The organism is Terriglobia bacterium, assembly GCA_020073495.1.
GTDB lineage: Bacteria > Acidobacteriota > Terriglobia > Terriglobales > Acidobacteriaceae > JAIQFD01.
On the sequence record JAIQFD010000002.1, the window covers coordinates 138,185 to 151,440 of the forward strand.

The window sequence follows — 13,256 nt, forward strand, 5'->3', positions numbered from 1 at the left end:
AACCCGCCAGGCCATCCGGGAAGCGGGGTGGCCGTTTTTTTTCATCGGCCGCGCTGGTACTTGCCCATCAATTGCGCTTCGGCCAGGACGCGTCCTTTCATGGCCTGTTCCACGTCTCTCTTGGCCGCGCCAGCTTTTAGGTTCAGCTTCGTGTCCAGGGCATAGAGCTTGAAGAAGTAGCGGTGCGGCTTGCCCGGGGGCGGACAGGGCCCGCCGTAGCCAATCCTCCGGAAATCATTCGTTCCCTGGTGTCCTCCGCCGGGAAGGTCGGCGGTCTTGGCGACGTTCTCCGGCAACTGGCGAGTGGCGGCGGGCAGGTCCCAGGCGACCCAGTGCACCCAGGTGCCGACGGGAGCGTCGGGGTCGTCGGCGATGAGGGCGAAGCTCTGTGTTTTCTGGGGCGCCTCACCCCAGGAGAGTGCGGGGGAGATGTCCGCACCCTCGCAGGTGTATTGCCGCGAGATGTCGGCACCTTCCTTGAAGGCGGACGACTGCAGGGAGAAAGACATGGGGCCTCCTTTCTGGGCAAAAAGAGTTGCGGCCAAGAGGGTGACGAGGAGAAGAGGAGCAAGACGGAACATGGGCGACTCCGGCCAGGTGAGGTGGGGAGAATGGTACACCTTCTTTTTTCAGAGTGGGGTGCCCCGCATCTCTTCGTCCGGGCCACCCGCCCAGCTTCCGAAGTTGTCTACCCGGGCTGGTTGGAATCGCTCGGTCGCTGGTGAGGAGGGGGATTAATGAGATGGTCCGCCGCTCAATCAGCCGGATGGGATGATCGAGCACGACAGGAGGACCATCTCAACAGTTATCCAGGACGTCCAAATCCTATCGGGCCGGCCGATCTCTTCAAAGACATGCAGCCGTTCGCGAATCAGATGGAGATCGACTGGAGATGATTCTGAAGACAGTCGAAGCCTGGTTTTCGGGGAGCAGGTCACGTGGTTGTCCCAGTCTGGTCGTCTTTTCCAGGTGCCCTGGGACCGACGTCAGGGATAATGGCGACAGCGCAGATGGATAAGGCGGTCATCAACAGAAACCGACGCGACAAGAGTCTTGCGCAGTCGGCGGAGGAGCTCCGGCACCTTCCGGGCTTTTTACTCGGCTTGGCATTGCTGCTGGCGGTGGTCAGTTATTGGCCGGCACTGGATTACGGCTTCATTTATGACGACACCCAGCAAATCGTCGAGAATCCTGCGCTAAGGTCCTGGAGCTACCTGCCACAATACTTCACCGCCAACGTGTGGGCGGGCGTCTTTCCCGGGGGTGGGGGCAACTATTACCGGCCATTATTCTTGCTGTGGCTGCGCCTCAATCACATCCTGTTTGAAACCGCGCCCTGGGGCTGGCATCTGACCAGTCTGCTCGCGCACCTGGCCGCGACGGGGATGTTCTTCCTCGTATTGCGGCAGTGGACTAGCGATGGCGTTGTCGCAGGCTGGGGAGCCCTGCTGTTCTCGGTTCACCCCATTCACATTGAAGCCGTCGCCTGGGTGTCAGCCGTGCCGGAGGTTTTGTTCACGGCAGCCGGCCTGGGAGCGATCTATAGCTATGTTCGCTTCCGCCAGAGTCACCGCCGGGCGCCGCTGCTGGTGGCGGTGATGCTGTACGGGATTGCGCTCTTCACAAAGGAGTCGGCGATCGTGGTCTGGCCGATGATCTTTGCGTGCGAATGGTGGCTGGAGCGGGACTGTCGCGCGCAAGTTCGGCCGGCCGGCTTGCTCGCGACCGCGAAAATGCAGGTCCCATTCGCGTTGGTGACGGCGGTGTACATCGGGCTGAGGTTTCATGCACTGCGAGGACTGGCCGGAGGAAAGGCTACGTTCACGCTTGGGGAGGTGTTGCGCGAAGCACCTTCGCTGTTGTGGTTTTATCTGCGAAAGCTCGTGATCCCTTCCGGGTTGTCTCCGATCTATTCCGATCCGAGGAGCGGTTCGATCGCCTCGGCGCAGTTCTACTTGCCGCTGATCGCCGTCTGCGCGGTGGGCGTGGGACTGTTTCTCTGGGGCTGCAAGTCCAGGGCGGCCGCGTTCTCGGGACTGCTGCTGGCACTCTCTCTCTTGCCACCGCTGATCGGAGTGTGGGTTTTCAGGCGGAACGATCTCGCGCACGACCGCTATCTCTACCTGCCCTCAGCCGGAGGGTGCATGCTGCTTGCGTTGGCGTTACGGACGGCTACGCAACACGGGAAGCTACCCGCGGCGATAAAGGTGCGCTGGCTCGGCCATCTGACAATCGTAGCCGCGGCGCTCGGCCTTTCCCTTTCTGTCCGGGCTCAAGAGCCGCCCTATCGAAACGACCTCGCGCTCTTCACGCACGCTGTGCAGATTTCCCCGGACAATGCGATGGCGTGGGGCCTTCTGGGCGAAGAGCTCATGACACTCGGGCGCCACCCGGAAGGACTCGCCGCTTTTCACCGGGCGGAGGCATTGGAGCCCGATGAGTTCCTGACCAATTACCGGCTGGGCGCGGCCTACTATTTGATCCAGGACATGGCGTCGGCGGAAGGTTTCTTTCAGCGCGCCGTAAACAACTATCGCGAACGGGAAGTCATCAGCAACGATTACGCTCTTTACAGGCTCGGGTTGTCGCAGTACGCGCAGGGCAAGATGCCGCTGGCGGAAGCGACGCTCCGCCGGGCGGCCGAACTCGATCCCCAAACGCCCGGCTATCACCTGGCGCTCGCTGCGGCCATGAAGTACCAGGGCAAATTGCGTGAGGCCAAGGAGCAACTGGAGCTGGAGCTGAAACTTGGTGCGAATCCGGAAGCATCCAAAATCATGGGCGAGGTGGATGCGGGGTTGAACTCAAGTACGCATCGATAGCCAAAGGAGCGGACGCGGGGCGCCCTGACCCGCGCGTACGCCATGAGCGGCGACACCGCCAAAGCTCATGCCGCATATCAGGGCTTCCTGGCGCTTTGGAAAGACGCCGACCCGGATGTTCCCATCCTGAAAGAAGCCAAGGCGGAGTACGCGAAGCTGCGATAAGCGGACCTCCCTCTTGAGACCAGCAGTGAAGCTACAGATCTGAAGGTTCCGTTCACCCAAGAACGGGAGTAGACTGCCGCAGCATCGGTGGGCCAGCCGATGATGATAAGGAGAACAAGAAATGTTTAGATATCGACTCACGTCATCCGCACACCTGGGATTCGCGCTCATGATGATCGTGGGAGTGTCGCTGGCTGCTCCAGCACAAGAGCGTCCCAGCCCGGCTGCACTCATTGCGGCCCAGCGCGACGCCATGGTCCGGCTGGCATACATGGACGGAGTGTGGCGAGGCCCTGCGTGGACCATCCTGCCATCCGGCGAGAAGCACACCATCACGCAGACGGAGCGGATCGGCCCGTTCCTCGATGGGTCGGTGAAGGTCATCGAGGGACGGGGATACGACCCGGATGGCAAGGTCACCTTCAACGCTTTCGGCACCATTTCCTTTAATCCGGCGACAAAGGTCTACACGCTGCACTCACATGCGATGGGATACGTCGGCGATTTCGTGCTGACCCTCACTCCCGATGGCTACACGTGGGACATCCCCGCCGGGCCGATGACGATCCACTACACCGCCGTCATTAAGGATGGTGCGTGGCGCGAGGTTGGGGACCGCATCGTGCCCGGCAAGGACCCTGTCCGCTTCTTCGAGATGAACCTCAAGCGCGTGGGCGACACCGACTGGCCCGCCGCCGGCGCGGTCAGCCCCAAGTGAAAACTGCTGCCTGAAGTGCCTGTACCGTCAGTGTCGTGGGGGTGCGCCGCAGCTCTTCGTCCGGGCCACCCGCCTGGCTTCGAAAATTTGTTGCCGCGGGCTGGTTGGAATCGCTCGGTCGCTGATGAGAAGGGGATTCATCAGCACCTAACGGCAAAGGCTTCTGTGGATTCGAAAGCCCAACACTGAGCATTTGACTGTGACTAATTGTGAGTTTCGAATCCCGCGATGCCCGGTTACTTGCGTCATCGTCAAATGATGATGTGCGAACGGTCACTGCAGGCGGTACACACGTGGCGCAGAATGCGTACAATCGGTCCAGCCCATCTTCTCGGCCCAGAGACTCTATGAAGAGGCTACGACTGATGTCGGCACTTCTTCTGCCTCTGATGGTCGGACTGGCGTTCCGGCGAGAGCAAAGAGTTGGCTGGTGCGCAAGTGCCGGGGTTAGAGGGCGATGATTGCCACGGCACGAGTCTAGCTTAGCTTCTGTGCCGCCTACTCCTTCCATCCTTCAGGTACAGAAGGGCACCCTTCCGAAGAATATCCGCGATGGTCTCCTGTCGGCCGTGAGACGCCCGCATCAGCTTGGCCCGCTCCTTGGGGGACAGTCGGAGCAGGAATCGCATGCTGCGCCGTTCTGAGTCCGGTTTGCGAGGCCTGCCTATAGACGATTGTTGGATAACGATCTTATGTTCTCGCATTGAAACTCAAGTCTGCTTACTGATGTGTGACCGCAATTCCCTCCGGCCCTTGGCTCGTGTCGAAGGGCGACCCGGGAACCTGGGTGAGGGCTCCGGTCTGCTGGTTGATCTGAAAAACGTACAAGCCGGCCGTCCCTGGTACAGCTGGAGCCTTTGGTACTGGCGCGTCGCCGCCTGGTGTTTCACCTGCATCTTCGATGGTGACACCCACAAAGTTCCCGGATGGGTCCACCGCAATGCGTTGGGGATTCGGGCCAGCGGTAAACGGCGACCCGGGCACTGCTGTAAGCGCACCGGAAGATGGGTTCACGGAGAAGGCTGCGACATTGCCGTTTATGGCGGAGTCGAACTCCCCGTTGTTTGCGACGAACACGAACCTACCGTCCGGGGTGACAGCAACTCCTTGCGGATTGCTTCCCGCCACGCCCGTGCTGAACGGTGAGCCTGTTACGTTCGTTAGTGTACCGGTGCTGGGGTTGATTTGATAAGCCCAAACGGTATCGTTGTCCGGGTCCGTCACATACAGGAAGTTTCCTGCGTTAGGGATGGCAAGGATCTTCGTACTTCCAGCCTCGCCTCCAGCAGCTGGAGGCAAGATCTCCTTCAAGGCGCCGTTCGCGTCAATCGAAAAGACGATGACTCCCCCGTCTTGGGCCCCCACATAGAGGAAATTGCCGCTGGGGTGAATTGCTACACCCTGATCGTTGACTACTGACGTTGGAAACGGGGAATCCGCCATCGTCTTCAGAGTTCCGTCAGCGCCAATCGTGTAGGCCACTATTTGGCTGTCGGAATCCTCCGGAACATAAAGGAACCTGCCGGTGGGGTGGACGACTGGCTGTACGACGTCGAAATTGTCGGTGCCCGTGGGGAAAGGAGAACCAGCGATCTCTTTCAGTGCACCCGTGGTCTGATCGATGGCGAACACACCGACGGCGTCGTTGTCCGATTCCGGCACGAAAAGAAACCGGCCGCTGGGATCGGGCACCGCCTCGTCCTGCCCGCCGTTCCCACCAGCCACGGCGAACGGCGACCCGGGAACAGGGGTGCCTTTCCCGGTGTTGGGATCGATTGCAAAGGCAGTAATATCGCCATCGCACACGATGTAGACAAACTTCGGCTGCAAGCTTCCCACCGGGATCAGAAAGCCGTCAATCACAGCGGTGCCACAGCCGATGATGCTGGCAATAATCACCAGGCACGCGAATGCAAGCAGAACCATCAATCTTTGCTTTTTCATGTTCGATCCTCAGGTGCGCACGGCAACCCCCGCCGTGCGCGATCTCGCTACCTCTTGCCGAAGTGGAAGACCAGCCCCGCCGACAGCCGGAGGTTCTTCTGCGTCTCGTCCGCGTAACGTGTCCCCAATAAATCCGCCTGCACCAGCCGGACCGAGATCCGCTCCGTCCACTTGACGTCGATCCCGCCCCCCAGCGCGAACCCCAGCACCGTGTCGGAGAAGCCTCCGGTCGAGGTGCCGTGGCTGCCGCCCACCAGTCCGTGCAGGAACGGCTTCACCTTCCCATGCCCCAGGTTGATCTGCGGGCCGAACAGAAAATTGTGCATGGTTTGATCGCAGCAGTAATGGCCGTCGAAGTCGGCCTTCAGCGCCAACCAGTTGTTCCAGTTGTAGGTCAGGGCGCCTTCCCAGCCGCTGGCGTTCCCTGCAGGCAGACTGAAGCCCGGGTCGGACCGCACGTAGGAATACCCGCCGAACACGTCAAACTTCGGTGTTGTTTGGGCCACCAGGCTTGAGGAAAGAAGAGCAAAAACTGCGATGCAAATGCCTTTTCTGACCATTGAATTACCTCCGCCGCGTGTTTACACGCGGCAGTTGGATATGGAAGCATCTACAGGTCCGGGATCGTTGAGCGTCGCCGTGTGACACTGACGCCACCAGGGCGAATCGGGGCGGGATTCTATTAGGTCGAACCTTAAGGAAACCTTAAGGTTTGGTGCATAAGTTCCGGTCGGAAACTCGGCTGGACGGCCTCAGGAGGTGCTGCCATGATGGCATCCATCCGAAATGACCCGAGGCGCTGGTTCTCCCGGCTTTGCGGAATCTGCGATCGTGCACGGGCCGGCAACCAGTGCAAACGGCGGTCGAACTGGCAAGGAGCGACTAGTGCGTGCCCTCGTTGTTGAGGATGAGACTCGGTTGGCGGAGAATCTTGCCCGGATCTTGAAGACCGGTGCGGGGTATGCCGTCGACCTTGCCCACGACGGAGGCGATGGCCTGTCTATGGCGGCATCGGACGAGTATGACCTCATCATTCTTGACCTGATGCTGCCCGGGATTGATGGTGCCCAAGTCCTATCCCGGCTGCGGAAGGCTGGGATACAGACTCCGGTCCTCGTGTTGACGGCGAGGGACGACAAGGAATCCATCGTGAGGCTCCTCAACGATGGTGCGGACGATTACCTGGCCAAGCCATTTGATTTGGGAGAACTTCTTGCTCGTGCGAAGGCCCTGGTCCGCAGAGGAAAGAACCAGGCATCGCCCATCCTTGCGGTGGGAGATTTGCGTGTCGACAGCATACGGCGGACCGTCCATCGGGGTGAGAGAGAAATCAAACTGACCCCGATGGAATACCGGGTTCTGGAATACCTGGCCCATCAGCCGGAGCGGGTGATATCCAAGGCGGAGTTGCTCGGGCACCTGTATGACTACAACCGCGACCAGTATGCCAACGTCATTGAGGTCTACATCTGGGGCTTGCGAAAAAAGATCGACGAAGGAGCCGATGTGAAGCTGATTCACACGTTCCGCGGCCAGGGCTATTCGATCCGCTTCAAACCGGAAGGCGCATGAAGACGTTGTCTCTTTCGCAGCGAGTGATTGGGGCCATCCTTGTCTCTCAGCTCATCCTGACTGCCGGGTTGATTACCGTCGCGTTTGTGCTGACCAGGTCGAATTTCCTTTCCGCGTTCGACGCAACTCTGTACGCGAACGCCATGAGGCTCGCTGCCTTAGCCTACCTGTCGGAAGAACCGAACCCGCGGCTGGTGGTGGATGCAAAGTCCCTTCCGAGATCCGGGATCGCGGGCCATCCGGACTTTTTTGAGATGTGGGATGAACGAGGCTCTGTGGTGGCAGTGTCTCCGGATTGGCACGCCAGCTTAGATTACCGGGCCCCGAACCCTTCGGGAGTCGTTGTCTTTCTGAAGGATGGGGTTCCGTATCGAGGTGTCGTTCTTCACGATGTATCTATTCCGGAAGAAGAAGAGGTTGGCCTGGTGGAGATGAAAGTCTCCGTGTTTTATGCGTCCAGCACGGCTGAGATGAACCGGCGGGTGGCGCAACTCGGGTCTTATCTCGGCGGCGCGAGTTTGCTCCTCTTTGTTGGCACCAGTGTGTTTGCCGCCGTTCTCGTGCGCAGAGGCCTGCAACCGCTTCAAGATCTGGCTTCCCGGGCCGCGTGCATTTCCACTGACAATTGGGAGTTCCCGCCCGATCCGCGTGCCTCGGAGATTGCGGAGTTGAAGCCTCTGGTCCAGGCGTTGGACGACTTACTCTCTCGTCTCCACGCGTCGTTCGTTCGACAACAGGAATTCACTAGCGACGCTGCTCACGAGCTGAAGACCTGCGCTGCGATTGTGAAATCCTCCGTCCAGGTGTTGATGTACCAGGACAAGCCGGCCGCTGAGTATCGGGCCGGGCTCACCAGGATTCTTGAGGACACGCTCCGACTGGAGACACTCCTGGACAAAATGTTGCGCCTCGAAAGGATAGAGCAGCTCCCGGCGATCGACCCGGAGCGATTCGTTCATTCGTGTGAGCTCACATCGACCTGCGAAGGCGCAGCCATACGTGTGCAGAGTTTGGCGGAAGCCAGGAACGTCAAAGTCATAGTGACTTCTAGCGATCGGATCCACCTGCGCGGTGACAGCGAAGATCTGGAATTGCTTTGGACAAGCCTTCTGGAAAATGCGATTCGGCACAGCCCGCCGGGCGCGTCGGTAAGGATCACGGTTTCAAGACTCGAGGATAACAGGGCGGCGGTAACGGTCGAAGATGCGGGCGAGGGGATTCCGCCGGAACATCTGCCTAGGATCTTCGAACGTTTCTATCGTATTGATCCTTCTCGCTCTCGCCAAACCGGAGGTTCTGGACTGGGGTTGGCGATTTGCCGGGCCATCGTCACTGCCCACCGGGGTTCGATTAGTGTGGCCAGCACAGTGAACGTCGGCACGCGCTTCGAAGTGATTTTTTGCGGTGCCGTTGCAGGATCGGTAGCCGTGCCGCTCTGAACTGCAGCGCGCCGGGTGCCCCATGCAACCGAGCCAACATTCTCTATCGTGCGCACGTCCTTGCGTTACGCAGCAGCAACGCCAGTTCCGTAACTCAGCCTCGACGGCCTGACTACTGTCAACTGTCGAGAACAGCCCTTCTCACCAGTTACCCGACAGGAAGCTCAAGAGTGAGCGATGGGGTGTGCGGTCAGCCTTTGAACTGAAGAACACGAAGGCAGGCACGAGGGAACCTGACAGGAGAGGTCCCGGCGAGGGCGGGAAGGAAAATCGGCTGGTATAATCGGAAATTCGGCCACTAATGATCGGAGTTCCTAGAAAAACATGATCCGTTTTCTTCAGACGCCCGGAAAGTTCAAGAAGATCGCATTGAGCGCCGTCCTGTTGGTGTTCTGTTTCGCCATGGTCATCAGCCTGATCCCCGGCGGGTTCCTCGGGGACTCGTTCGGATTCGCGAACACCACGCCCGGAGTGCTGGCGCAGATCGGCGACCAGCAGGTCACGATGCAGGAGATCGAGATGCGCGCGGAACAAATCCGTACGCAGCGCAATTATCCGCAGCAGCTCATGCCGTTCATCCGCGAGCAGGCGGCGGAGGGCCTGATCACCGTCAAGGCGATGATGGCGGAGGCCAACCGGCTGGGCCTGAAGGTCACAGACGCCGAACTCCAGGACGAGCTGCACAACGGCAGTTGGGGGGCGACGCTGTTCCCCAACGGGCAATTCGTCGGCGAAGCGGCCTACGACGACCTGATCCTGAGAAATCTGCACATGGGGGTAGCTCAGTTCGAAGAGGCACTGAAGAGCGAGCTGCTGATGCGCAAGCTGCGCGGGCTGGTGCAGGACGGCGTTATGGTGACGCCCAACGACGTCAAGGCGTACTACCTGCAGCAGAACACCAAGGTCAAGCTGGAGTACGCGGTGATCTCGCCGGAAGACGCGATGAAACAGATCAACCCGAGCGAGGCGGAACTGCGCGCCTATTTCGAGCGCAACAAGACCAAGTACAAGGACGCGATCCCGGAGCAGCGCAAGGCGAAGTATGTGGTGGTGGACACGGCGCGGGTGGCGGAGAGAATGCCGGTCACGCGGGAAGACCTGCAGCGCTACTACAACGAGCACAAGGAAGAGTTCCGGGTGCAGGACGAGGTGAATGTCCGCCACATCCTGATCGCCACGCCGGACGCAAAGGACGAGAAGGCGGTGGCGGCGGCGCGCAAGAAGGCCGAGGACGTCCTGAAGCAGGTGAAGGCAGGCGGCGACTTCGCAGCGCTGGCCAAGAAGAATTCCGAGGACCCAGGAAGCAAGGACAATGGCGGGTCTCTAGGCTGGGTCGGGCGGGGGCGCACGGTGAAGGAATTCGAGCAGGCAGCGTTCGCCCTGGATAAAGGCGCGACCAGCGGGATCGTGCAGAGCTCGTTCGGCTTTCACATCATCCGCGCGGATGACAAGCGGAGCGCGCACCTGCAGAGCTTCGACGAGGTGAAGAGCCAGATCGAGCCGCTGGTGAAGAGACAGAAGGCGCAGCGCGACGCTGAACAGGTGGCCAATGCCATCCAGACGCAGGCGCGCACCAGCTCGCTGGAGCAGGCGGCGGCCAAGAACGGTTTCTCCGCCACCGACACCGAGTTCTTCACGCGCACGAGCCAGCTTCCGGGGGTGGGCGTGTCTCCCGACCTGATGGAGCGCCTGTTCAGCGCGACGGAAAAGTCGGCGGCGGCGATCGCGCCGGTGGCGCAGGGCTTCGTGGTTTACCAGGTGATGCAGATCAAGCCGGCGCAGACGCCGACGTTCGAGCAGATTCGGGCGCGGGTGGAAAGCGAATTCAAGCGCGAGCGCGCGCAGCAGATGCTGACGCAGAAGACGCAGGAGCTGTCGGACCGCGCCCGCGCCGCGCACGACCTGAAGAAGGCGGCGCAGGAGTCCGGCGCGACCGTCAAGACCAGCGAACTGGTCGGGCCGGACGGCCAAGTACCCGACATCGGTTCCATGACCGGGCAGGCGTCGGTGGCGTTCGGAATGAAGCCGGGCGAGATCAGCGCACCCATCCGGGGCGGAGCGGGGAACGGCATCGTGCTCTCGGTGGTGGAACGGCACGAGCCATCGCTGCTGGAGATGGACCAGAGCCGCGAGCAGCTACGCGAGTCGCTACTCCTGCGCAAGCGGGAGATGGTGCTGGAGAATTTCGCCGCCAATCTCCGCCAGCGCATGGAAGCCGAAGGCAAGATCCGCTGGAACAAGGACGAGCGCGATCGCCTCTTCAAGGAGAAGCTTGGAGGGGCGGGGCTGTAAGAAGCAGGGGTCCCCTCGGCTTCGGCCCGGGACAGGCTCTTCGACTCGGCGGGCCAAGTACGGGCGCGCCTCGCTCCGGATGACGCCAATCAGATTTTCCTAGCGGCGCAAACACGCGCAGCCTACAGTTTCCAATATGCCCTTCGAGCGCGCCTCCGGGATCCTGTTGCATCCGACTTCGCTGCCGTCGGCCGGCGGCATCGGCGACCTGGGGCCGGCGGCGTATGGGTTCGTGGATTTCCTCGCTAAGGCCAAGCAGGGCCTGTGGCAGGTGCTGCCGCTGTCGCCGACGGGATACGGGAACTCACCCTACTCATCCACATCCGCGTTCGCCGGCAACCCGCTGCTGATCAGTCTGGAGCGGCTGGCGGAGCGGGGATGGATCGAAGCGCAGAGGCTGTCGGCACTCGACGAACGACAGCCGAGGGCGGCTGTCCCACACAAGCCGGTGGAGTATGAGCGGGTGCGCGCCGCCAAGATGCCTCTGCTGCGCGAGGCCGCGCGCAATTTCCTGCGGCAAGGCCGCGACGCCGACCGGCAACGCTTCGAGCGCTGGCACCAGGAGAACATCTGGTGGCTGGACGACTACGTCTTCTTCGAGGCCCTGCGCGAGCGCTACCAGAACGCGAGCTGGAACACCTGGCCGCGGGAGTTGGCGCAGCGCGATCCCGCCGCGCTGGACCGTACCGGGCGCGAGCTGGCCGAGGAGCTGGCGATGCGGCGCGTGATCCAGTTCGCCTTCTACGAGCAGTGGCGTGCGCTGCATCACTACTGCCGGGAGAAGGGGATCAAGATCATCGGGGACGTCGCCATCTTCGTCAGCTACGACTCGGCCGACGTCTGGACCCATCCCGAGCTCTTCCAGCTGGACGAGGAGCGCAATCCCTACGTCGTGGCCGGAGTGCCTCCGGACGCATTCAGCACCACCGGGCAGCGCTGGGGGAATCCGCTTTACCGCTGGGACGTGCTGCGGCAGCGGGGCTACGAGTGGTGGATCCAGCGCATGCGCTGGGCGACGCGCACCTGCGACATCGTGCGCTTGGACCACTTCCGGGGCTTCGAGGCGTACTGGGAGATCCCCGCGAGCGAGCCCACCGCGGTCCACGGACGCTGGGTCAAGGGTCCGAATGACGATCTATTCACCGCGCTGCGCAACGCACTTGGCGACCTGCCGTTCATCGCCGAGGACCTCGGATTCATCACCCCGGAAGTGCACGCGCTGCGCGAGCGCCTGCGCATCCCCGGCATGCGGGTGATGCAATTCGCCTTCGGCAACAAGGGGGCGCACATCTACCTGCCGCAGAATTTTGTCCCCAACTGCGTCGTATATACCGGCACGCACGACAACGACACGACGGCGGGGTGGTGGGCGTCAAGCGCGACGGAGCACGAGAAACACGACGTCCGCGCCTACCTGGGCGAGTCGAGTGATGGGGTCCACTGGGATTTCATCCGGGCGGCCATCGGGTCCGTGGCGGACCTGTGCGTGATCCCGCTGCAGGACGTGCTGGGCCTGGGGAGCGAAGCGCGCATGAACGTGCCCAGCAAACCGGACGGCAACTGGAGTTGGCGCTACAAGCCGGGCGCGCTCACGCCCGCGCTGGCCGAGCGGCTGGCCACGCTGGTGGAGGTCAGCGACCGCGACCGCGGGCTCGCGGCTCGCCAGCAGAGATCCGGGGAAGCGGGTGAGGAGTTCGTGGCGTAAGAGCGCGCGCGGTCCCGCAGAGCGGATCAATCGGAGGGCGGACGAATCTCGCAGGTGGCTCCGGGCATGCCTGAGGTCTCGAAATAGCGCTGCATGGCGGCGCCGAGAGAGTTCATCTCTTCCCCTGACATCAGCGTCTGGCATTGCTCGAAGAGCTCGCGCTCCTCGGTGCGGATGTGCTGCGAGAGGGTCTGGTGGAAGCTTTCAAGCTGGCGGTTGTCCATCTTCTTCGCGGCGGCCATGGTGAAGAGGCCGCGCAGGGTGGCGTGCTCGGACAGCAGACGTTTGACCAGCGCTTTCAACGGCGCGTATTTCTCGCAGGCGGGAAAGAGGATCTTCTCTTCGGCTTCGAAGTGGTAGCGGATCTCGGAGGCGAAAATTTGGGCGATCTCATCGTGCCAATCGGCGGCGTGGCCGCCCGTCTTCAATGAGCGCTCGATGCGGACGCAGAGAGCGAGAGCGTGCTGGTGTTGGTGGGAGAGCGGGATGAGGTTCTTGTCGCGAAGCATCGGTCCTCGGAACCCGACTTTACTAAATCCCCGGCAGCGATGAAAATAGCAGATTCGCCGGCGCAGTTGCGGCGAAGCAGGACGTCCCGC

At 61.5% G+C, this 13,256-nt stretch carries 10 protein-coding genes; 6 read left to right on the plus strand and 4 right to left on the minus strand.

The features are described 5' to 3' along the window. Positions 1 to 41 precede the first annotated feature (41 nt). Positions 42 to 509, minus strand: a complete 468-nt coding sequence (locus tag LAN37_04400) for a YbhB/YbcL family Raf kinase inhibitor-like protein (protein ID MBZ5646446.1) — start codon at positions 507 to 509, stop codon at positions 42 to 44. Positions 510 to 995: 486 nt separating this feature from the next. Between LAN37_04400 and LAN37_04405 the strand changes: the two genes are divergently transcribed. Beyond that, complete coding sequence (locus tag LAN37_04405) at positions 996 to 2,822, plus strand: tetratricopeptide repeat protein (GenBank protein ID MBZ5646447.1); 1,827 nt, start codon at positions 996 to 998, stop codon at positions 2,820 to 2,822. A gap of 337 nt (positions 2,823 to 3,159) precedes the next feature. Next, positions 3,160 to 3,705, plus strand: coding sequence for a DUF1579 domain-containing protein (locus tag LAN37_04410; protein MBZ5646448.1), 546 nt, complete (start codon positions 3,160 to 3,162; stop codon positions 3,703 to 3,705). A 720-nt stretch (positions 3,706 to 4,425) separates the two neighbouring features. Here LAN37_04410 and LAN37_04415 read toward each other — a convergent pair. Both LAN37_04415 and LAN37_04420 read right to left on the minus strand, forming a co-directional pair. Further along, complete coding sequence (locus LAN37_04415; protein MBZ5646449.1) at positions 4,426 to 5,649, minus strand: lactonase family protein; 1,224 nt, start codon at positions 5,647 to 5,649, stop codon at positions 4,426 to 4,428. Positions 5,650 to 5,696: 47 nt separating this feature from the next. Further along, a complete protein-coding gene (locus LAN37_04420) occupies positions 5,697 to 6,155 on the minus strand; it encodes a hypothetical protein (GenBank protein MBZ5646450.1) in 459 nt (152 codons plus the stop codon). Positions 6,156 to 6,534: 379 nt separating this feature from the next. Between LAN37_04420 and LAN37_04425 the strand changes: the two genes are divergently transcribed. The 4 genes from LAN37_04425 (at position 6,535) to malQ (ending at position 12,657) form a co-directional block, all read left to right on the plus strand. Continuing rightward, complete coding sequence (locus LAN37_04425; protein ID MBZ5646451.1) at positions 6,535 to 7,221, plus strand: response regulator transcription factor; 687 nt, start codon at positions 6,535 to 6,537, stop codon at positions 7,219 to 7,221. Continuing rightward, positions 7,218 to 8,660: a hypothetical protein gene (locus LAN37_04430; protein ID MBZ5646452.1), complete on the plus strand. Its 1,443-nt coding sequence runs from the start codon at positions 7,218 to 7,220 to the stop codon at positions 8,658 to 8,660. The genes LAN37_04425 and LAN37_04430 overlap by 4 nt, the downstream gene beginning before the upstream one ends. A gap of 324 nt (positions 8,661 to 8,984) precedes the next feature. Continuing rightward, positions 8,985 to 10,952, plus strand: a complete 1,968-nt coding sequence (locus LAN37_04435) for a peptidyl-prolyl cis-trans isomerase (GenBank protein MBZ5646453.1) — start codon at positions 8,985 to 8,987, stop codon at positions 10,950 to 10,952. Positions 10,953 to 11,088: 136 nt separating this feature from the next. Beyond that, positions 11,089 to 12,657 carry a 4-alpha-glucanotransferase gene (gene malQ / locus LAN37_04440; GenBank protein ID MBZ5646454.1) on the plus strand — a complete coding sequence of 523 codons (1,569 nt, stop codon included), beginning with the start codon at positions 11,089 to 11,091 and terminating at the stop codon, positions 12,655 to 12,657. 26 nt (positions 12,658 to 12,683) lie between these two features. On the opposite strand, the gene LAN37_04445 is transcribed toward malQ, so the two are convergent. Beyond that, positions 12,684 to 13,166 carry a hemerythrin domain-containing protein gene (locus LAN37_04445; protein MBZ5646455.1) on the minus strand — a complete coding sequence of 161 codons (483 nt, stop codon included), beginning with the start codon at positions 13,164 to 13,166 and terminating at the stop codon, positions 12,684 to 12,686. Positions 13,167 to 13,256 lie beyond the last annotated feature (90 nt).